Annotated in this window: 18 protein-coding genes and 1 tRNA gene; 10 read left to right on the top strand and 9 right to left on the bottom strand. The window is 61.4% G+C overall.

Features of this window, described 5'->3' with window-relative positions:
• Positions 1-79: 79 nt before the first annotated feature.
• Positions 80-1,606: a 2,3-bisphosphoglycerate-independent phosphoglycerate mutase gene (gene gpmI / locus AC07W7_RS04885; protein WP_495038853.1), complete on the top strand. Its 1,527-nt coding sequence runs from the start codon at positions 80-82 to the stop codon at positions 1,604-1,606.
• Between the two features lie 178 nt (positions 1,607-1,784).
• Here gpmI and AC07W7_RS04880 read toward each other — a convergent pair whose 3' ends face one another.
• On the bottom strand, positions 1,785-2,336 hold the full coding sequence (locus tag AC07W7_RS04880; RefSeq protein WP_099169248.1) for a PBECR2 nuclease fold domain-containing protein: 552 nt from the start codon (positions 2,334-2,336) through the stop codon (positions 1,785-1,787).
• 294 nt (positions 2,337-2,630) lie between these two features.
• Here AC07W7_RS04880 and AC07W7_RS04875 point away from each other — a divergent pair, with 294 nt between their 5' ends.
• From AC07W7_RS04875 to AC07W7_RS04865, 3 genes are read left to right on the top strand one after another with little or no spacing between them, the layout of a single operon-like run.
• A complete protein-coding gene (locus AC07W7_RS04875; RefSeq protein WP_076961656.1) occupies positions 2,631-3,917 on the top strand; it encodes a murein hydrolase activator EnvC family protein in 1,287 nt (428 codons plus the stop codon).
• Between the two features lie 29 nt (positions 3,918-3,946).
• Positions 3,947-5,254, top strand: coding sequence for a S41 family peptidase (locus tag AC07W7_RS04870; protein WP_099169249.1), 1,308 nt, complete (start codon positions 3,947-3,949; stop codon positions 5,252-5,254).
• A 1-nt stretch (position 5,255) separates the two neighbouring features.
• Positions 5,256-6,029, top strand: a complete 774-nt coding sequence (locus AC07W7_RS04865; protein WP_169863942.1) for a divergent polysaccharide deacetylase family protein — start codon at positions 5,256-5,258, stop codon at positions 6,027-6,029.
• A 3-nt stretch (positions 6,030-6,032) separates the two neighbouring features.
• Here the strand turns inward: AC07W7_RS04865 and AC07W7_RS04860 are convergent, their stop codons facing one another.
• From AC07W7_RS04860 to AC07W7_RS04830, 7 genes are all read right to left on the bottom strand, one after another.
• Positions 6,033-6,788 (bottom strand): substrate-binding periplasmic protein, encoded by a 756-nt coding sequence (locus AC07W7_RS04860; protein WP_495038852.1) that lies wholly within the window; start codon positions 6,786-6,788, stop codon positions 6,033-6,035.
• A 66-nt stretch (positions 6,789-6,854) separates the two neighbouring features.
• The gene (hisF, locus tag AC07W7_RS04855) at positions 6,855-7,625 is read right to left on the bottom strand and encodes an imidazole glycerol phosphate synthase subunit HisF (RefSeq protein WP_003171107.1); all 771 of its coding nucleotides are present in this window, start codon (positions 7,623-7,625) and stop codon (positions 6,855-6,857) included.
• Positions 7,626-7,634: 9 nt separating this feature from the next.
• Positions 7,635-8,372, bottom strand: a complete 738-nt coding sequence (gene hisA / locus AC07W7_RS04850; RefSeq protein ID WP_076961652.1) for a 1-(5-phosphoribosyl)-5-[(5-phosphoribosylamino)methylideneamino]imidazole-4-carboxamide isomerase — start codon at positions 8,370-8,372, stop codon at positions 7,635-7,637.
• A gap of 39 nt (positions 8,373-8,411) precedes the next feature.
• Positions 8,412-8,669, bottom strand: a complete 258-nt coding sequence (locus AC07W7_RS04845) for a DUF2164 domain-containing protein (protein WP_076961651.1) — start codon at positions 8,667-8,669, stop codon at positions 8,412-8,414.
• On the bottom strand, positions 8,669-9,307 hold the full coding sequence (hisH, locus tag AC07W7_RS04840; RefSeq protein WP_076961650.1) for an imidazole glycerol phosphate synthase subunit HisH: 639 nt from the start codon (positions 9,305-9,307) through the stop codon (positions 8,669-8,671). Before hisH ends, AC07W7_RS04845 begins: the two co-directional genes overlap by 1 nt.
• Positions 9,307-9,900: an imidazoleglycerol-phosphate dehydratase HisB gene (gene hisB, locus AC07W7_RS04835; protein WP_003218037.1), complete on the bottom strand. Its 594-nt coding sequence runs from the start codon at positions 9,898-9,900 to the stop codon at positions 9,307-9,309. The genes hisH and hisB overlap by 1 nt, the downstream gene beginning before the upstream one ends.
• Positions 9,901-10,183: 283 nt before the next feature.
• On the bottom strand, positions 10,184-11,845 hold the full coding sequence (locus AC07W7_RS04830) for an OFA family MFS transporter (protein ID WP_495038851.1): 1,662 nt from the start codon (positions 11,843-11,845) through the stop codon (positions 10,184-10,186).
• A 297-nt stretch (positions 11,846-12,142) separates the two neighbouring features.
• Here AC07W7_RS04830 and AC07W7_RS04825 point away from each other — a divergent pair, with 297 nt between their 5' ends.
• From AC07W7_RS04825 to AC07W7_RS04800, 6 genes are all read left to right on the top strand, one after another.
• A complete protein-coding gene (locus AC07W7_RS04825; protein WP_495038850.1) occupies positions 12,143-14,362 on the top strand; it encodes an AsmA family protein in 2,220 nt (739 codons plus the stop codon).
• Positions 14,359-15,426, top strand: coding sequence for an A/G-specific adenine glycosylase (gene mutY / locus AC07W7_RS04820; RefSeq protein WP_076961647.1), 1,068 nt, complete (start codon positions 14,359-14,361; stop codon positions 15,424-15,426). Before AC07W7_RS04825 ends, mutY begins: the two co-directional genes overlap by 4 nt.
• Complete coding sequence (locus AC07W7_RS04815) at positions 15,423-15,695, top strand: oxidative damage protection protein (protein ID WP_038445278.1); 273 nt, start codon at positions 15,423-15,425, stop codon at positions 15,693-15,695. Before mutY ends, AC07W7_RS04815 begins: the two co-directional genes overlap by 4 nt.
• A gap of 103 nt (positions 15,696-15,798) precedes the next feature.
• A tRNA-Phe gene (locus tag AC07W7_RS04810) sits at positions 15,799-15,874 on the top strand.
• A gap of 144 nt (positions 15,875-16,018) precedes the next feature.
• Positions 16,019-16,687, top strand: a complete 669-nt coding sequence (locus AC07W7_RS04805; RefSeq protein ID WP_495038849.1) for a hypothetical protein — start codon at positions 16,019-16,021, stop codon at positions 16,685-16,687.
• Between the two features lie 261 nt (positions 16,688-16,948).
• Entirely contained in the window at positions 16,949-19,024 is a 2,076-nt protein-coding gene (locus AC07W7_RS04800) for a TonB-dependent siderophore receptor (RefSeq protein WP_076961782.1), read from the top strand.
• Between the two features lie 17 nt (positions 19,025-19,041).
• On the opposite strand, the gene AC07W7_RS04795 is transcribed toward AC07W7_RS04800, so the two are convergent.
• Positions 19,042-20,682: an ArnT family glycosyltransferase gene (locus AC07W7_RS04795; protein WP_495038848.1), complete on the bottom strand. Its 1,641-nt coding sequence runs from the start codon at positions 20,680-20,682 to the stop codon at positions 19,042-19,044.
• Between the last annotated feature and the right edge of the window lie 252 nt (positions 20,683-20,934).

The following is a 20,934-nucleotide window of genomic DNA, read 5'->3' as shown; positions in this document are numbered from 1 at the left end:
GGTGACGGCATCGGAACTTCGCTTTAAACTGCCACTCCCTTTTCAATCGCCTTCCTTTAATACCGCCGCGAGAGGATCTATGACTACCACGCCTAAACCTTTGGTCCTGATAATTCTCGATGGCTTCGGTCACAGTGAAAACCACCACGACAACGCCGTATTCGCGGCGAACAAGCCCGTGCTGGACCGCTTGTGCGCCAGTGTCCCCAATGGCCTGATCTCCGGCTCGGGCATGGACGTCGGCCTGCCGGACGGCCAGATGGGCAACTCTGAAGTCGGCCATATGAACCTGGGCGCCGGACGAGTGGTCTATCAGGACTTCACCCGCGTGACCAAAGCCATCCGCGATGGCGAGTTCTTCGAGAACCCGACCCTCTGCGCCGCAGTAGATAAAGCCGTCGCCGCCGGCAAGGCCGTGCATTTGATGGGCCTGTTGTCGGACGGTGGCGTGCACAGCCACCAGGACCACCTGGTGGCCATGGCCGAACTGGCCTGCAAGCGCGGTGCCGAGAAGATCTACCTGCACGCCTTCCTCGATGGCCGCGATACCCCGCCCAAAAGCGCGCAATCGTCCATCGAGCTGCTGGACGCCACCTTCGCCGCCCTCGGCAAGGGCCGCATCGCCAGCCTGGTCGGCCGCTACTTCGCCATGGACCGCGACAACCGTTGGGACCGCGTGTCCCAGGCCTACAACCTGATCGTCGACGGCAACGCCGAATTCAACGCGGCCACTGCCCAGCAAGGCCTGGCAGCCGCCTACGCCCGTGGCGAGAGCGACGAGTTCGTCAAGGCCACCACCCTCGGCGAGCCGGTGAAAGTCGAAGATGGCGACGCCGTGGTGTTCATGAACTTTCGCGCCGACCGTGCCCGCGAACTGAGCCATGTGTTTGTCGATGACAATTTCAAAGACTTCGCGCGCGCGCGCCAGCCAAAAGTCGAGTTCGTGATGCTCACCCAATACGCCGCCAACATCCCGGCCCCGTCGGCCTTCGCCCCGGGCAGCCTGGAAAACGTGCTGGGCGATTACCTCGCCAAAAACGGCAAGACCCAGCTGCGCATTGCCGAAACCGAGAAATACGCCCACGTCACGTTCTTCTTCTCCGGCGGGCGTGAAGAACCGTTCCCGGGCGAAGAGCGCATCCTGATCCCATCGCCGAAAGTCGCCACCTACGACCTGCAGCCGGAAATGAGCGCACCGGAGGTGACCGACAAGATCGTCGACGCCATCGAACACCAGCGTTATGACGTGATCGTGGTCAACTACGCCAACGGCGACATGGTGGGCCATAGCGGTAACCTGCAAGCGGCGGTCAAGGCCGTGGAATGCCTGGACTTGTGCGTAGGCCGGATCGTCGAGGCCCTGGAAAAGGTCGGCGGCGAAGCACTGATCACTGCCGACCACGGCAACTGCGAGCAGATGTCCGACGAATCCACCGGCCAGGCCCACACCGCCCACACCACTGAGCCGGTGCCGTTCATTTATGTCGGCAAGCGCGACCTCAAGGTGCGCGAAGGCGGCGTGCTGGCAGACGTGGCGCCGACCATGCTCATGCTGATGGGGCTCGAGAAGCCTGCCGAGATGACCGGCACCTCGATTCTGGTCTGAAATAGTTGGGGGGGTTGCTCAAAGCGAGGAGCCCGTCAATAATAGGTCCGGGCGCGAAACCGGTTGCCTCCAGCGGCGATAACCGGCGTAGGAACCCCGTTGATGGTTGGACATCAGCGTAGGGTGAGACCTCCACACCCCTGCTTGAGGGTGTGTATATGAATATCAAGCGCGTCATTTAGGGCAGTTCGAGAGAACTGCCCTTTTTCTTTGCCAGCGACAAAAGTTGGTAGCGCTTGTAAAGCAGCTCGCCATGGCGATGTTTATTCAGTGCCTTGGCGTCGGTGTGCATGAAGTTCCATAGCACATTGCCGGCCTGTATATTTACGACAACCAGCATTTGCCGCTTGGTTTCATAGGCGCCAATGAACGCCAGACGAGCAGAACCATCGCTGTAAGCAACACGCCAGATCTCCAAAGGCCCTGTCAGTGTATCCAGCGCGAACTTTACATATCGCTCTCTGGCGTCCTGGCGCTTTTCAACGATATGCCGCAAAGATGCGCGCTGAATCAACACGCCCCCTAATGGAGAACCTATACGCACCTGGGAAGCGAGCGAATCGATGAACCCCAGGTGTGAAGCGATGATTGCAAGCGCTTCGGTAATGCTCTCGCCCGCTGGCACCTCCTCAAGCGCGCAGGAGCGCAGAGCCCGGTCAAGGCTACGCAGGTCGGGCAAACCATAATCGAGCCATGTCTGCTGGCCTTTTAATTCTTGAACACAGGGCATTACCGATAGCGCCGACTACCTGACTCGTGGGCCCGCGAGTCTATTATCAGAGGAAAAAATCAGCGCAGCCGGTGCATTGCAAAGAATTTCCTGCGGCGTGGATACCGAGCATCTGCCTGAAGCAGAGTACTGATGACCACTCGTCGGCCAAGACGCCCCGCATGCTCGACCCGATTCAAACGCCTATCGCAGCCATCGGGCACCTAACTTGCCCGCCAGCCCGAATTGGGCGTTTTTTTTGCAGCGTGGGGCGGGCATACTAGGCCGTCCCTTTCCCTGGTGTCGCCCGCCTCTATGCTTCGCGCCTTGATTACCCTTGCTCTTGTCTGCGTGCTCCAACCGGCCCTGGCCGACGAGCGTGCGCAAACCCAACAACAGTTGGACGCTACGCGTCAGGACATTACCGAGCTGAAGAAACTGCTCGGCAAGCTCCAGGAAGAAAAATCCGGGGTGCAGAAAGACCTGCGCGGCACGGAAACCGAAATGGGCAAGCTGGAGAAGCAGGTCCAGGAGCTGCAAAAAGAACTAAAGAAGAGCGAGTCGGAACTGGAGCGACTCGACGGTGAGAAAAAAAAACTCCAGAGCGCGCGCGTTGAACAGCAACGCCTGATCGCGATCCAGGCCCGTGCCGCCTACCAGAACGGCCGCCAGGAATACCTCAAGCTGCTGCTCAACCAGCAGAACCCGGAAAAATTCGCCCGCACCCTGACCTACTACGACTACCTGAGCACCGCGCGGCTGGAGCAGCTCAAGAGTTTCAACGAGACCCTGCGCCAGTTGGCCAACGTCGAGCAGGAAATCGCCGACCAGCAAAGCCAACTGCTGGCCCAAAAAAGCAGCCTGGACACCCAGCGCGACGAACTGGACAAGGTACGCAAGGAGCGTCAGCAGGCCCTGGCCAAGCTCAACAGCGACGTAAAAGCCCGTGATGCCAAGTTGCAGGCGCGGCAACAGGACCAGGCCGATCTGGCCAAAGTGTTGAAAACCATCGAGGAAACCCTGGCGCGCCAGGCCCGCGAGGCGGAGCAGGCGCGGCAAAAAGCGCTGATCGCCCAGCAGGAAGCAGAAAAAAAGCGCCAGCGTGAAGCCGAGGCGCTCGCCAGCGACGCCCCGCGTAAACCGGCGCGTGCAGCACCTGGCCCCCTGGTTTCCAGCGCCGGCGAGTCGTTTGGCGGGCCTTTTGCTACTGCCCGCGGCAAACTTCCATGGCCAGTTAATGGTCGACTACTGGCACGCTTTGGTGAAACCCGTGGTGATGACACCCGTACCAAGTGGGACGGCGTGATGATCAGCGCCTCTGCGGGCAGCCAGGTGCATGCCGTGCACGGCGGGCGCGTGGTGTTTGCCGATTGGCTGCGCGGCGCCGGTTTATTGGTGATTCTTGACCACGGTAATGGCTATTTGAGCCTTTACGGCCACAATCAAACGTTGCTCAAGGCCGCAGGTGATGTTGTAAAAGCCGGTGAATCCATCTCCACTGTCGGTAACAGTGGTGGCCAGGACACCCCGGCGCTGTACTTCGCTATTCGTCAGCAGGGCCGCCCGAGCGACCCTGCACAATGGTGTCGCGCCCAAGGATAGGCCGCACCTACATTAGGAGTTCGTTCGACATGCTGCATTTGTCCCGCCTCACTTCGCTGGCCCTGACGATCGCCCTGGTGATCGGCGCGCCTTTGGCATTCGCCGACCAGACCGCGCCATCAGCCACGGCCGCGACCACCAAGGCACCGCTGCCCCTGGACGAATTGCGCACCTTCGCCGAGGTCATGGACCGGATCAAGGCAGCCTATGTCGAACCTGTGGACGACAAGACCCTGCTGGAAAACGCCATCAAAGGCATGCTCAGCAACCTCGACCCGCACTCTGCCTACCTGGGCCCGGAAGATTTCGCCGAGTTGCAGGAAAGCACCAGCGGCGAATTCGGCGGCCTGGGCATTGAGGTCGGTGCCGAGGACGGCATCATCAAGGTGGTGTCGCCAATCGACGACACCCCGGCGTCCAAGGCCGGCATCCAGGCCGGCGACCTGATCGTCAAGATCAACGGCCAGCCGACCCGTGGCCAGACCATGACCGAAGCCGTCGACAAGATGCGCGGCAAGGTCGGCCAGAAAATCACCCTGACCCTGGTGCGCGACGGCGGCAGCCCGTTTGACGTGACCCTGACCCGCGCCACCATCGTGGTCAAGAGTGTGAAGAGCCAGTTGCTGGAGTCGGGCTACGGCTATATCCGCATCACCCAGTTCCAGGTCAAGACCGGCGACGAAGTGGCCAAGGCCCTGGCCAAGCTGCGCAAGGACAACGGCAAGAAGCTCAACGGCATCGTCCTGGACCTGCGCAACAACCCCGGCGGCGTGCTGCAATCGGCGGTGGAAGTGGTCGACCACTTCATCACCAAGGGCTTGATTGTCTACACCAAGGGCCGCATCGCCAACTCCGAACTGCGCTTCTCGGCCACCGGCCACGACCTCAGCGAAAACGTGCCGCTGGCCGTGCTGATCAACGGCGGCAGCGCCTCGGCCTCGGAAATCGTCGCCGGCGCCCTGCAAGACCAGAAACGCGGGGTACTGATGGGCACCACCAGCTTCGGCAAAGGCTCGGTGCAAACCGTGCTGCCGCTGAACAACGAGCGCGCGCTGAAGATCACCACGGCGCTGTACTACACGCCTAATGGTCGTTCGATCCAGGCCCAGGGCATCGTGCCGGATATCGAGGTACGCCGGGCCAAGATCACCAACGAGAGCGACAACGAGTACTTCAAGGAAGCCGACCTGCAAGGTCACCTGGGCAATGGCAACGGCGGCGCCGACCAGCCGACCGGCAGCGGCCCGAAAGCCAAGCCGATGCCGCAGGACGACGATTACCAGCTGGCCCAGGCGTTGAGCCTGCTCAAGGGCTTGAGCATTACGCGCAATCGTTGATATGCGTTTTGCCCTGATCATCGCGGTGCTGTGCAGCCTGGCAGGGGTCGCCCAAGCGACCCCTGCCGATAAGCCTCACAAAGCCTACCTGACCCTGATCATCGACGACCTTGGGCAAAACCTGCCCCGGGATCGTCGTGTGCTGGCCCTGCCCGGCCCAGTGACAGCAGCGATCATGCCCGACACGCCCCACGCCGCCGAATTCGCCCGCGAGGCCCACCGCGCCGGCAAGATCGTGATCCTGCACATGCCTATGGATCCGGCCACCGGCCCATTCGCCTGGCACCCCGAGCTGCCTGTCGAAGAACTGGGCAAGCGCCTGGATGCGGCGTTCAAGGCCGTGCCCTACACCGCCGGGGTCAACAACCATATGGGCAGCCGCATGACCGCCGAGCCTGGCGCCATGGCGTGGTTGATGGGCGAGTTGCAGCGTCGGCACAAATTCTTCGTCGACAGCCGCACCAGCGCCAAGACCGTGGCCGCCGCCGAGGCACAGAAAATCAACCTGGCCCATGTCTCACGGGATGTGTTCCTCGATGATGAACGTACCGAAGCAGCCATCACCACGCAGCTGCAGACCGCGATAAAGCTGGCGCACAAACAGGGTTCGGCGGTGATGATCGGCCACCCTTACCCACAGACCCTGGCGGTGTTGGAGCGCGAGCTGCCCAAGCTCAAGGCCCAGGGCGTCGAGTGGATTGATCTCAAGCTGATGATCAGTGTGCGCAGCAACCGGGCCATGGCTGGGCACGGCAAGGATGGGGTTTACCGCTGAAACCTACAGGTAGCGCGCCATGATCTGGTCCACAACGCCGTCCTGGCGTAGCTGATCAAGCGCAGCCTGCAACTTGGCCACGACCTCATCCGACACCTCCGTGTTCAGCGCCAGATACAACTGCGCGCTGTTGAAACGCAGCACCGTCTTGAGCCCGGAAACCCCCACCTGGCGCGCCAGATAGCGCCCGGCAGGGTCGCCAGTGGCCCAGAGGTCGATCTGCCCGTCCATGAGCTTTTGCGCATTGTCCTGGTCACGCAGCACGATGGTCGGCTTGAGACCGCGTTTTTCCAGGGTCTGGGCAATGGCATCGCCTTTATAGGCACCGATCTTGTAGCTACGGGCTTGCTCAAGGTCAGTCAGTTGGATCTTGCTGTCGGCCTTGGCCAGTAGCACCCAGTCATCCGGGCCGATGGGGCCGACCCATTTGAACAGGGCTTCGCGCTCCGGCAGCCGCGCCATGACGAACACACCATAGCCTGGCTTTTCCAGGGCGAGTTTATAGATCCGCTCCCAGGGGAAGCGCAGCGTGAGGTTGTAGGAAATGCCGGCCTGCTTGAAGGTCTCGCGCACGATGTCCACGGCGATGCCTTCGATGTTCTCGTCCCTGGCGAAGTTCTTGCCGTTTTTCGCCATGTTGTAGGGCGGAAAGTTTTCCGTCAGCAGCACCAGGGAGGTGCCGGAAGGCTCGGCGGCGTTGGCCGAGCCCGCCAACAGAATGGAAGAACTGGCGAGGGCAAGCAGCAGGTCTTTGAGCATGTAGGGTTACCGGAATCCATGGCAGGCCCAAGAGTGCCGCGAGCCTGCCATGGTGTCCAGTGGCGTTTAGCGTACGACGATGCCGCGTGCAGCCATGTAGGCCTTGGCCTCGGGAACGGTGTATTCGCCAAAGTGGAAAATACTCGCGGCCAACACCGCGCTGGCGTGGCCTTCGATAACGCCGTCGGCCAGGTGTTGCAGGTTGCCCACGCCACCGGACGCAATCACCGGAATACCCAACGCATCGCTGATAGCGCGGGTCACCCCCAGGTCGAAGCCGTTTTTCATGCCGTCCTGGTCCATGCTGGTCAGCAGGATCTCACCGGCGCCCAGGCCTTCCATCTTCATCGCCCACTCCACCGCATCCAGGCCGGTAGGCTTGCGCCCGCCATGGGTGAAGATCTCCCAGCGCGGGGTTTCCCCGGGCCCTGAGACTTTCTTGGCGTCGATGGCCACCACGATGCATTGCGAACCGAAGTGCTGCGCCGCTTCGCCGACAAACTCCGGGTTGAACACCGCCGCGGTGTTGATCGAGACCTTGTCTGCACCGGCATTGAGCAGGTTGCGGATGTCTTGCACGGTGCGCACGCCACCGCCCACGGTCAGCGGGATAAACACCTGGCTGGCCATGCGCTCCACGGTATGCAGCGTGGTATCGCGGCCGTCGACGCTGGCGGTGATGTCGAGAAAGGTAATCTCGTCGGCACCCTGCTCGTCGTAGCGACGGGCAATTTCTACCGGGTCGCCGGCATCACGGATGTTCTCGAACTTGACGCCCTTGACCACCCGACCGTTGTCGACGTCCAGGCAAGGGATGATGCGTTTGGCCAGCGCCATGGTCAGTCCTCAGCCGTTGTAGGCATCGCAGTAAGCCTGGGCTTGCGCAACGTCCAGGGTGCCTTCGTAGATCGCGCGGCCGGTAATGGCGCCGATGATCCCCGGCGCCTTGGCGTCCAGCAGCGATTTGATATCGCCCAGGTTGTGGATACCGCCGGAAGCGATCACCGGGATTTTGGTGGCGGCCGCCAGCGCAGCGGTGAAGGGTACGTTGCAGCCCTGCATCATGCCGTCTTTGGCGATATCGGTATAAACGATGGCGGACACGCCGTCGGCCTCGAACTGCTTGGCCAGGTCGATCACCTGCACGGTGCTGATTTGCGCCCAGCCATCGGTGGCGACAAAACCATCCTTGGCGTCCAGGCCCACGATGACCTTGCCCGGGAACGCGCGGCAGGCCTCGGCGACAAAAGCCGGGTCTTTCACGGCCTTGGTGCCGATGATCACGTAGCTCACGCCCGCCTTGACGTAGTGCTCGATGGTTTCCAGGGAACGGATACCGCCGCCGATCTGGATCGGCAGGTTCGGGTAGCGCTTGGCGATGGCGGTGACCACTTCGCCATTGACCGGCTGGCCTTCAAAGGCGCCGTTCAAGTCCACCAGATGCAGGCGACGGCAGCCGCCCTCCACCCACTTGGCAGCCATGCTCACCGGGTCATCGGAAAACACTGTGGAATCTTCCATGCGGCCCTGGCGCAGACGTACGCAAGCGCCGTCCTTGAGATCGATAGCGGGGATAATCAGCATCTGGCAAACCTTATTCGATATTCAGCATTGCTCGGAAAATCAGGGTTTTTCGAGCGCCCACAAGTCGCTTTCGATGCTCTCGAACCTTTCTTTAAGGTGCGTCTGCACATCGAAAATCGCCCTGTTGTAATAGTGCGGAGCAATTTCAGTGGTGAACAGTTCGAGGATCTCAGCCACCTCGAACGACCCGAGCTTGAGCTCGAAGCGGTCTTCCATGAAGCGCTTGACCTTGTCGGTCGCCTCACTCTCCTGCTGGGGAGTGAGATTGAGGATCGGCGGCTTGATCTTCTTGGCCATTACCAGCGCCCGTCCCAACTGGCGAAGTTCTGCAGCAACTGCAAGCCATGGGTATGGCTCTTCTCCGGGTGGAACTGCACGGCAAAGCGCGAACCTTCGGCCAGCGCTGCGGCAAAGTCGACGCCATAGTGCCCGCCACCCACCACCTGGCGCGGGTTACCGGCGGCAATGTAGTAGCTGTGCACGAAGTAGAAACGCGCCATGTCCGGGATGTCGTGCCACAGCGGGTGGTCGACGGTGCGGCGCACTTCGTTCCAGCCCATGTGCGGGACTTTCAGGTGTGCGCCGTCTTCGTGCAGGTCCTTGCCGAAGAACTTCACCTCCCCCGGGAACAGGCCGATGCAGTCGACGCCGCCGTTTTCTTCACTGCGGTCGAGCAAGGCTTGCATGCCCACGCAGATTCCGAGGAACGGCCGGTCCTGGCTGACTTCGCGCACCAGGCTGTCAAAGCCCAGGCAGCGGATTTCAGCCATGCAGTCGCGAATCGCGCCCACACCGGGAAACACCACCCGGTCGGCTTCGCGGATCACCTGTGCGTCGCTGGTGATCAGCACCTTGCCGGCGCCTACGTGTTCGAGGGCCTTGGCCACCGAATGCAGGTTGCCCATGCCGTAATCGATAACCGCGACCGTCTGCATTACAGAACGCCCTTGGTCGAAGGCATTTGCCCGGCCATGCGGTCATCCAGTTCCACGGCCATGCGCAGGGCGCGGCCGAAAGCCTTGAACACGGTTTCGATCTGGTGGTGGGTGTTGGTGCCACGCAGGTTGTCGATGTGCAGGCTGACCAGGGCGTGGTTGACGAAGCCCTGGAAGAATTCCTGGAACAGGTCCACGTCAAAGCCGCCCACGGTGGCACGAGTGTACGGCACATGCATCTGCAGGCCTGGGCGGCCGGAGAAGTCGATGACTACACGCGATAGCGCCTCGTCCAGCGGGACATAGGCATGGCCATAACGGCGGATGCCTTTTTTGTCGCCGATGGCCTTGGCAAACGCCTGGCCGAGGGTGATACCGACATCCTCCACGGTATGGTGGTCGTCGATATGCAGGTCACCCTTGCTGACGATATCCAGGTCGATCAGCCCATGACGGGCGATTTGATCCAGCATGTGCTCAAGAAAAGGAACACCGATATCAAATCGGGCCTTTCCGGTGCCATCCAGGTTGATCGAGGCTTTGATCTGGGTTTCCAGAGTGTCGCGCTCGACGGACGCCTTACGTTCGGCCATCACCAGCTCCGCAAAATCATTGGGCGAAAAAGGTGGCCATTATAGGGGCTGCGGGCGCTAAACAGAAACATCGAAGGGGATAAGACTGACGGCCTGTCGGGCATAGACATGTCCATACAACCGCAAAGATCGTTCCCACGCAGAGCGTGGGAACGATCAATTCAAGTGTGGGAGCTGGCTTGCCTGCGATGCAGACGCCGAAGTACTACAGACACACCGAGGTGATTCTATCGCGGGCAAGCCCGGCTCCCACAGGAACCGGGCCCACATGGGTCATGCGGTGTTAGTGGAACAACACTGCCGTCTTCTGCAACGTCACCCACACACCCCACGCCAGCGGAATCCCCACCACCAGCCAGGCGGCAATGGCCAATGGCACGGTGCCGGACGCGGCTTTCCACTCCAGGGAAGTGCTGGCATCGGCGCCCTTGTCATGGCCCAGGGCCTGTTCGGCCGCCAGTTCCGCGTCGGTCATGAAGTACTTATCGGCCACCGGGCGCACCAGCAGGTTGCAGATAAAGCCCAGCACCAGCAGGCCGGCGAGGATATACAAGGTGATGTCATAGGCCGCGGCGCGGTCGACGCCGATGCTCAACTGATACTCGCGCAGGTAGTTCACCAGCACCGGGCCCAGTACGCCGGCTGCCGCCCATGCGGTGAGCAGGCGACCGTGGATCGCGCCGACCATTTGCGTACCGAACAGGTCCGCCAGGTAGGCCGGCACAGTCGCGAAGCCACCGCCGTACATCGACAGGATGATGCAGAACGCCGCCACGAACAGCGAGACGTTGCCCAGGTGGCCGAGGTTCGGGATCAGCGCATACAGGGCAAAACCCAGGGCGAAGAACACGAAATAGGTGTTCTTGCGGCCCAGGTAGTCGGAAAACGAGGCCCAGAAGAACCGCCCACCAATGTTGAACAGGCTCAACAACCCGGTGAAACCCGCCGCAATGGCCGCGATGGAGGCCAGTTGCCCGGCATCCAGTTGGCCAAATGGCACATCCACGCCCAGCAATTTGCCGCCAAACACTTCCTGCAACAATGGCGACGCCATGCCCAGGATGCCGATACCGGCCGACACGTTCAGACACAGCACCAGCCACACCAGGCGAAATTGCGGGGTTTTCCAGGCCACGTTCACGTGGACGTGACGGTGGGTGATCATCGCGTTGCTGGCTTTTTTCGCCGGTGCGGTCCAGCCCTCAGGCTTCCAGCCGGTCGGCGGCACGCGGTAGGACAAGGCACCGCCGATCATGAACACGAAGTAGATCGCGGCCATCACCAAAAAGCTCTGCCACACCCCCACGCCGGCCGGCGAGGCAAAGTGGCCCATCAGCGCCGCCGCCAGGGGCGCGCCGACCATCGCACCACCGCCAAAGCCCATGATCGCCATGCCGGTGGCCATGCCGCGCTTGTCCGGGAACCATTTGATCAGGGTCGAGACCGGCGAAATATAACCCAGGCCCAGGCCGATACCGCCGATGACCCCGGAGCCGAGCCACATCAGCCAGATCTGGTGGGTATAAATCCCCAACGCCGAAATCAGCAGGCCACCACACCAGCACAGGGCCGAGACCACACCGGCCTTGCGCGGCCCGGCATGTTCCAGCCAGCCGCCCCAGATCGCCGCCGAGCAGCCCAGGAAGATGAAGAACAGGGTGTAGATCCAGCCCAGCATGGAGATCGGCCAGTCGCAGGACGACGAGAAGACCTGGGCGATAAAGCTCATGTCCGGTGCACAGGCCACCGGCGCGGTGACACCCAGCGCCTTGGACAGTGGCAGCCAGAACACCGAAAAGCCGTAGGCCATGCCGATGCACAAGTGGATGGCCAAGGCGGCCGGCGGAACCAGCCAGCGGTTGAACCCGGGCTTGGCGATGATGCGCTCCTTGGACAGGAACGCAGGCTGCGCAGCAGAGATGCCCGCCGCAGTGCTAGTGTTCATTGGTGTTTCCCCCAGTTATTAGTCTGTGTTCGCCAGGCGCTCTCCTCCTCGGCCTTTGCACGCAATGCGTGGCCGTTTTGTTGAGTTAAAGCTCCCTGTAGGCGCGACGTTTCGTCGCAGAAGGCGGGCGAACGCGCAAAGATTAGCACTTGGCGCGGCGAGAAAAACCAAACTGACACTACCTTTTTCGGCTCATCTGTTTTGTTTGACACTATGTAACGATGCGTAAACAGCCATGGGCCTGGCGGCGTTATACTCTGCGGCTAAATTTTAAAATCGACATACAAGGACTCGCCCATGAAAGCGTTCGGCAAAATCCTGGGTCTGGTACTCCTCGGGCTGTTGCTGATCATTGTGGCTCTGGGCTTTGCCCTGACCCACCTCTTCGATCCCAACGACTACAAAGAAGAGATTCGCCAGATTGCCCGCGACAAGGCCCACATCGAGCTGACGCTCAATGGCGATATCGGCTGGAGCCTGTTCCCCTGGCTGGGCCTGGAGCTGCATGAAGCCAGCGTGGCCACCCTGAGCAACCCTGCCCAACCGTTTGCCGACCTGCAGATGCTCGGCCTGTCGGTGCGCGTGCTGCCGCTGCTGCGCCGCGAGGTGCAGATGAGCGATGTACGCGTCGAAGGCCTGAACCTGCGCCTGAGCCGTGACAAGCAAGGCCACGGCAACTGGGAAGATATCGGCAAGGCACCGCCCGTTGCGGCCACCGGCACCCCCGAGGCACCCGCGACGAGCGCGCCAACCACGGCGCCAGCGCCAGAGAAGCCGGCCCAGCCGATCCGCCTGGATATCGACAGCCTGACGGTCAACAACGCCCGTATCGAGTACAACGACGAGCAGACCGGCAAGCAATTCAGCGCCGAAAGCATCCAACTGAGCACCGGCGCCGTGCATGAAGGCGCGAGCATTCCGGTCAAGCTCACCGCATTTTTCGGCAGCAACCAGCCGGTGATGCGGGTCAAGAGCGAGCTCAACGGCGAGCTGCGTTTTGACCGCGCCCTCAAGCGCTACCAGTTTGAAGACATGAAATTCTCCGGCGAAGCCACTGGCGAGCCACTGCAAGGCAAGACCGTGACCTTTGCCACCCAGGGCCAGTTGCTGGTGGACCTGTCGGCGAACATTGCCGAGTGGACCGGCCTCAAGCTCTCGCTCAACCAACTGCGGGCATTGGGCGAACTGAAGGTCAACGACCTGGATAAAACCCCGCAGATCAGCGGCGCCCTGTCGATTGCCCAGTTCGACCTGGCCAAGTTCCTCGACAGCGTCGGCCAGCCCCTGCCGGCCATGGCCCCAGGGAGCCTGGGCAAGGTCGAACTGGTCAGCCGTCTGCAAGGCACGCCGTCGAGCCTGGCCCTGGAAGACCTCAACCTGAAACTCGATGGCAGCACCTTTACCGGGCGCCTGGCGGTGGAAGACTTTGCCAAGCAAGCCCTGCGCGTGCAGTTGAAGGCCGACACGTTCAATGCCGACCACTACCTGCCCGCCAAGTCCGAGGCCGCCAACAGCGCCGCCGTCGCGCGCCAGGCCCAAGTGCAGAGCAGCGAAGCCGGGGCCATGGCCGCCGGTGGCACCACGCCGTTGCCGGATGCGCCGACCCAAGGCGCCTGGAGCACCGACAAACTGCTGCCCCTGGCGCGCCTGCGCAGCCTGGACGTGATTGCCGACCTGTCCTTCGGCCAACTGACCCTGAGCCAGTTGCCTATCGAGAATGCAGCCCTCAAGGCCTCCGGCCAGGGTGGCCAGCTCAAGCTCGACACCTTGAGCGGCGGCCTCTACAACGGCACGTTCCAGGCCAGCGGCAGCCTCGACGCCCGCGAAGATGTGCCGGTGCTGGCGTTGCAGACCAAAATCAAGCAAGTGCCGGTCGAACGCATCCTGCAGGCCCAGGGGCAGACCCCGCCGGTCAAGGGCCAAATCACCCTCGACAGCAACCTGACCGGGCGCGGCAACAGCCAGAAAGCCCTGGTCGACAGCCTCAACGGCACCGCCAGCTTCGTCATCAACAATGGCGTGCTGCTCAATGCCAACCTTGAGCAACAGCTGTGCACCGGCATTGCCCTGCTCAACCGCAAGACGCTCGCCACCACGCCACGCAGCAAGGACACACCGTTCCAGGAACTCAAGGGCAACCTGACCTTGCGCAACGGCGTGGCCAGCAACCCGGACCTGAAAGTGCGCATCCCCGGCCTGACCGTCAACGGCAATGGCGACGTGGACCTGCGCGTGCTGGGCATGGACTACCGCGTGGGCATCATCGTCGAAGGCGACAAGCGCGACATGCCGGACCCGGCCTGCCAGGTCGGCTCGAACTTCCAGGGCATCGAAGTGCCGCTGCGCTGCCGTGGCCCGCTGGAACTGGGCGCCAAGGCCTGCCGCCTGGACAAGGACGGCCTGGGCCAGGTGGCCGCCAAGATGGCGGGCAACAAGCTCAGCGAGAAAATTGAAGAGAAGCTCGACAAGGTCAACCCCAAGCTCAAAGACGCCCTCAAAGGTTTGTTCAACCGATGAAAAACGAACAATTTTCAGCGGCCGTATTGGACTGGTACGACCGCCACGGTCGCCATGACCTGCCCTGGCAACAGGGCATCACCCCGTATCGGGTGTGGGTCTCGGAAATCATGCTGCAACAGACCCAGGTCAGCACCGTGCTCAACTACTTCGACCGCTTCATGGCCTCGCTGCCAACGGTCGAGGCCCTGGCGGCCGCGCCGGAAGATGAAGTGCTGCACTTGTGGACCGGGCTGGGCTACTACACCCGGGCGCGCAACCTGCAGAAGACCGCCAAGATCGTGGTTGCCCAATACGGTGGCGAATTCCCGCGCGACGTCGAGAAACTCACCGAACTGCCGGGCATCGGCCTGTCCACCGCCGGCGCCATCGCCAGCCTGAGCATGGGCCTGCGCGCGCCGATCCTCGACGGTAACGTCAAGCGCGTGCTGGCACGCTTCACCGCCCAGGAAGGCTATCCGGGCGAGCCCAAGGTGGCCAAGCAGCTGTGGGCCACCGCCGAGCGCTTTACCCCGCAGACCCGCGTCAATGCCTACACCCAGGCCATGATGGACATGGGCGCCACCCTCTGCACCCGCAGCAAGCCCAGTTGCCTGCTGTGCCCCCTGGAGAAGGGCTGCGAGGCGCACATGCTGGGCCTGGAAACCCGCTACCCGATCCCCAAACCACGCAAGTCCATCCCGCAAAAGCGCACGCTGATGCCCTTGCTGGCCAACCAGGAGGGCGCGATCCTGCTTTACCGGCGCCCCTCCACGGGCCTGTGGGGCGGGCTGTGGAGCCTGCCGGAGCTGGACGACCTGGACGACCTGGAACACCTGGCCAACCAGCACTCGCTGGCGCTGGGCAAACACCAGGAACTGCCGGGGCTGGTGCACACCTTCAGCCACTTCCAGCTGGCGATCGAACCCTGGCTGGTGCAGGTCGAGGAATCGGCCCATCACGTGGCCGAGGCCGACTGGCTCTGGTATAACCTCGCCACCCCGCCGCGCCTGGGCCTTGCCGCCCCGGTGAAAAAACTGTTGAAGCGCGCGGCCGACGTATTGAACGCAGGAGTTTCGTCATGACCCGCACCATCATCTGCCGCAAGTACCACGAAGAACTGCCCGCCCTGGAACGCGCCCCATTCCCGGGCGCCAAGGGCCAGGACATTTTCGACCACGTTTCCGCCAAGGCCTGGGCCGACTGGCAGAAGCACCAGACCCTGCTGATCAACGAAAAACGCCTGAACATGATGAACGCCGAAGACCGCAAATATCTGCAGGGCGAGATGGACAAGTACTTTTCCGGCGAGGATTACGCCAAGGCCGACGGCTACGTGCCGCCTGCTCAATAATTGAGCAAAAACCGGGGTTGGCACGTAAGCGACGGTAATAATTAAATATTTTTTGAAAACTTGCTTGACGACCCCCTGAAAAACCCGTTTAATGCGCCCCGTTGCCCAGATAGCTCAGTCGGTAGAGCAGGGGATTGAAAATCCCCGTGTCGGCGGTTCGATTCCGTCTCTGGGCACCACTAATACCGAAAAACCCCAAGTGAAGATGATTCCTTGGGGTTTTTTATTGCCTGCGATTTAATGGCTACAGGCTTGAGGGTTGTTTATCACGAGGCTCCCTCGTTTAGCCTTTACTCAATTTTCAGTTGCAAGGTAATGACCTCATGACCCGGTACTTGTTCTGCGTACTCTGCCTGCTGACCACGCTGCTCAGCGGATGCGCCACGCAAATGGACGTGGCGATCAATGCCACACCTGACCCGGACTATCGCTTTGACCGCCAGGCAACGGTGCTGGTGACGTCGGTCGGTGGCAATGACGAGCGTGCGCTCAATGCCCGCTACTACCTGCGCGATATGGTCAGCGCCATGAAAGACCAGGGCTTTCGCGAGGTCTATACCGACGTGACCCTCCCCAAGAATCGACCACCGAAAATGACCGTCACCCTCGATATCGACAGCCGTCGGGAGACTTACCGCTACACCGCCACCGACTATGGACAGGTGCCAACCAGCACTTCCACGGTGTGCAAGAACAACAAGAAAAAAAGCGACCAGATGATCTGCACCAGCACGCCCAACACCACCTATGGCCCGGTGGGCAGCTCGGAGCGTACCGGCTACACCACCCTCACCACCTTCACCGCCACCGCCCGGGATGAAGCGAGTAAACGTGCGGTGTACCTGCTGCGTGTCACGTCCTATAACGATGACTGCCAGGCCGCCAAGGTCGAAGCCTTTGTGGTGCAGCAGGGCCTGCAAAACCTGAACTTCCAGGACCGTGTGCAGCGCAACTACAGCGTCACGATGCCCGAGGGTTACCGCTGCAAATAGTTCGTCAACCCACGACAGCCAGCCTTGGTTGCCCCCTCCCCGCACAAGGCGATCCCATCAGGTCGCCCGCATCAAATCCTCCCGCAAAAGCCAGGCTCGACTGACACCTACAGTTGCTAATAACAATTATTATCATTTAAGCTTGCGCGCAAAATCCTCCCCTGCCCCACTAAAAATAATCAAGGAGCTGCGATGCCCTCTGCACGCGAGCCAGGTTCATGGTTGAAGGCATTCGGCCTGGCCCCCTTCGGATTCGCTTCGATGCTTGCCCCCGTCGCCGTCGCGGCCGAGGAAAAAGGCCAGCTCGAACTGCCCAGCCAAAGCATTACGGCAACAGCCTCAGAAGAAACGGCCGATGGCCCGATCACCGGCTATGTTGCCAAGCGCAGCACAACAGGGGCCAAGACCGACACACCCATCACTGAGATCCCTCAGTCGATTTCCGTTATCAGCGCTGACCGTATGCGCGATCAGGGCGCACTGACCGTGCAAGACGCATTGCGTTATGTTTCTGGGGTGCGGGCCGAGACCTTCGGGCTGGATAGCCGGGGAGACTGGTCGAAAGTGCGAGGCAGCTCGCCGGCCCTGTTCCTTGATGGTTTACAGCAGAGCTTCGGCACTTACACCAACGTACGCACCGATCCCTTCACCCTGGAACGCCTTGAAGTGCTCAAGGGCCCTGCGTCGATGCTGTATGGGCAAAGCCCGGTGGGGGGCCTGATCAACCAGGTCAGCAAACGCCCCAAAACCGAACAGCACACCGAACTGCAACTGCAATACGGCAATTACAACCGCAAGCAGGTCGCCGTGGACACCACCGGCCCCCTGAACCCACAAGGCACGCTGTTGTACCGGCTGGTGGCGATCCAGCGCGACAGTGATACTCAGGTTGATCATGTCAAAGATAACCGGCAGGTCCTGATGCCATCGCTGACCTGGCGCCCCAACGACGATATCGACTGGACCATCCTGGCCAACATCCAGCGTGATGACAGCGGCTCCACCACACAGTTCTTCCCACACACAGGCACCGTCTGGAATGCGCCCTATGGCCGGATCCACAGCAACCGTTTCGCCAGCGAGCCCGGCTTTGACGAATACGACAGTGACCAGACAGCCCTGACGTCGCAATTCTCGTGGCACCTGAACGATACGTGGACGCTGCGCCAAAACCTGCGCTGGCAGAAAAGCAAAGTCAGCTACCAATCGATTTACTCGGCATTCGCCAAAAAACCACTGTTCAAGCCCGATAACCAGACCCTCGACCGCGTCTATTACGTTTCCAAACCTGAGGTCAAAGTGTGGGTCGCCGACCAGAACGCCGAGGCCCGGTTTGACACTGGCCCGCTCCAACACACCCTGCTGCTGGGGGGCGACTACCAACATGCTGTCATCAACCAGGACAGTGCCAGCGGCCCGGCAACACCACTGAACGTGTACGACCCGGTGTATGGCACCTTTGATCCCTCGGTCATTCGCCTCACCGCCAGCCCGGAACAACGGGTTATGCAACAAGGGCTGTATGCCCAGGACCAGATCAAATACGAACAGTGGTTGCTGACCCTGGGCCTGCGCAAGGATTGGGCCGCCAGCCAGGCCCAGGGCAGTGCCCGGCAAAAGGACGACAAAGTGACCGGCCGCGCGGGCCTGACCTACTTGTTCGACAACGGCATAGCACCCTACTTGAGCTACAGCGAATCATTCCAGCCGCAAGTCGGCCTCAACCGACGAACACTGGAACCCTACGTGCCGCTCAAGGGCAAACAGTGGGAGCTGGGCGTGAAATACCAGCCCGTTGGCAGCAACAGTCTCTACACCGCAGCGGTATATGACATACGCGAGCAGAACCGCCGCATGCCCGACCCCCTGGATGCAATGAACACCCTGCAAAGTGGTGAAACCCGCGCCCGTGGCCTGGAGCTCGAAGCCCTGGTAGCGGTCACGCCCGACTGGGACCTGATTGGCACCTACAGCTACACCGACACCACCGTCATCAAGGGCTCACCCGCCGAACAAGGCAAACGCCTGGCCAGCGTTCCCGAGAACATGGCCTCGGTATGGAGCCAACACCGGTTCAGCATCGGCGATATATCCGGGTTCAGTGTCGGTGCAGGCGTTCGCTATGTAGGAACAAGCTGGGATGGCGCCGACCGCCTGAAAACCCCATCTACTACCCTGGTGGATGCCATGCTCGGCTACCGTTACCAAAACTGGAACCTGACCCTCAACGCGACCAATCTTGAAGACAAGACCTACTACACGACATGCCTGGCGCGAGGCGACTGCTTCATCGGCAACCGCCGTACGCTTGTCGGTACCCTGGCCTACAACTTTTGACCGAGTGGTAAAACGGATCACGGCACCCGGAACACCAGCAATGGGTTGTCATTGAGACGCCCATTGAACACGGGCGTCAGATGCTCCAGCGGTGTTCCCCGCAGTAATTCGGTTTCTTTGCGCGCCACAATGACCCAGGACGAACGCGGCAGTGCGTTCAGGCGCGCAAGGTCGTCACGCCCGACAAACAGCGGCTGCTCGTCATGATCCAGGTTCATGATGTAGCGGATGGCCCAGGTGTCCTTGCCGAGGTTGAGAAACACCAGCGGCCCGGAGCGCTCGGCGCGCAGGGCTTCCACCGCGCCAACAAAGTTTTTGGTGTCAAATTGCAGATCCTTGGCCGGCTCCACGACTGTCACCAGCACCAGCCATTGGGTGGCCAACGCGATCAGGCTAAGCACCACCAATCGCGGCCCAACACGGCCGCGCATACGACGCCATGCAGCCACCGCCGCCAGTTGCAGGACGATCAGCAGCGCAATCAATCCCGGCACTGAAACATCAGGCCAGTAACCGTGCTTGCTCCACAGCTGCCGGCAGACCAAGACCACGACAACCCCCAGCAGCGGCAGGATCGCCACCAGCCACTCATACCCCCGCCGCACGCCAAGCAACCAGCCGCGGGCCTGCAGCAGCCCATAGGCCGCCACAGCGGCAAACATCGGGACCATGGGCACGATGTAGTAGGCACGCTTGAAGTTCGGCACCGACAGCCCCAGCAGGATCATCAAGCCACAACCGCCCAGGCGCAGCATCAACTGCACATCGGCATCCTCATTGCGCGCCGACCAGGTGTGGCGCAGGGCAATCAACGTCGCCAGCGCCAGCGGGATCACCGGGAAATAACGGTACAAGCTCAGCTTGAAGTAAAAGTAGAACGGCTCGCCGCTTTCATCGAGGCGGCCGGCCACCTGCATCTTCATCACCTCGTCGGCAAACCCATCGCCACCGCTGATCCGCGCCAGCTTCAACAGCACCCACCAACAGGCAAGGAGCAGGACCAGGCCGATCACACCGTGGGCCATCACCTTTTTCAGCAGGCCAATCTTCTCTTCCCGCGAGCGGGCAGGCCCCAGCGCCCAGTACACACAGGCAACCCCACAGACTTCGATCAACCCCAAAGGGCCACGAATGGCAAACGCCGCCACGAACAAGGGAAAGATTGCGTACTGGCGCAGCCGCGAGCCCAAACGCTCGCCGGTGTGCAGCAGGTAGAAACAGCCCAGGCACAGCAGGGAGACCATCTGGTCCAGGCAGACCGAGCGCGACTTTTCCAGCAATTGCGCCGTCAAGGCCGTGAGCAATACCGTCAGCAACGCCCATGTCCGCCCCGAGGGCACCAGCAAACGGTAGACCAGGGCCATGACCCCGGCCGACGCCAGGGCGGTGGGCATGACATTGGCCAGGTCGTTGGGCGCACCGAACAATCGGGCAAAGAGCAGGCTCAAATAGGTGGCGGTGCCCGGATAGTCCGGGTAAGGCTCACCGTAGGTGGTGGGGAAGAGGCTCGCGCCGTGGCGGAACATCTCCTGCATGAACACCGCCCAGCGTCCGTCAAAGCCTTGCGGCTGTTGATCCCAGATGCCCAGCGTAAATAACAACAAGGCCACCAGGAAAACACCCAGGGCCTCCAGACGAAAACGGTTGCGGTGTTCCATGGTTTAACCTGCCAGGGCGAGGGAGATGCTGGCGTATATTGCCGGCAGCCCGGCTGAATCACGCCTGAACCGAATGCAACATTTACCTGTACACACCTGTGGCGAGCGGGCTTGCCCGCGCTGGACTGCATAGCTGTCCCATTTTTTAGGGCCGTTGCGCGACCCAACACGGGCAAGCCCGCTCGCCACAACAGACTTTTTTACGGGATTGGCTGGCAGGTATCGCGCGCCTTTGGCTGGCGATTTTGTTAG

It is taken from the genome of Pseudomonas sp. GW821-FHT01D09, from assembly GCF_059422465.1.
This window is presented reverse-complemented; position numbering and strand designations above follow the sequence as displayed.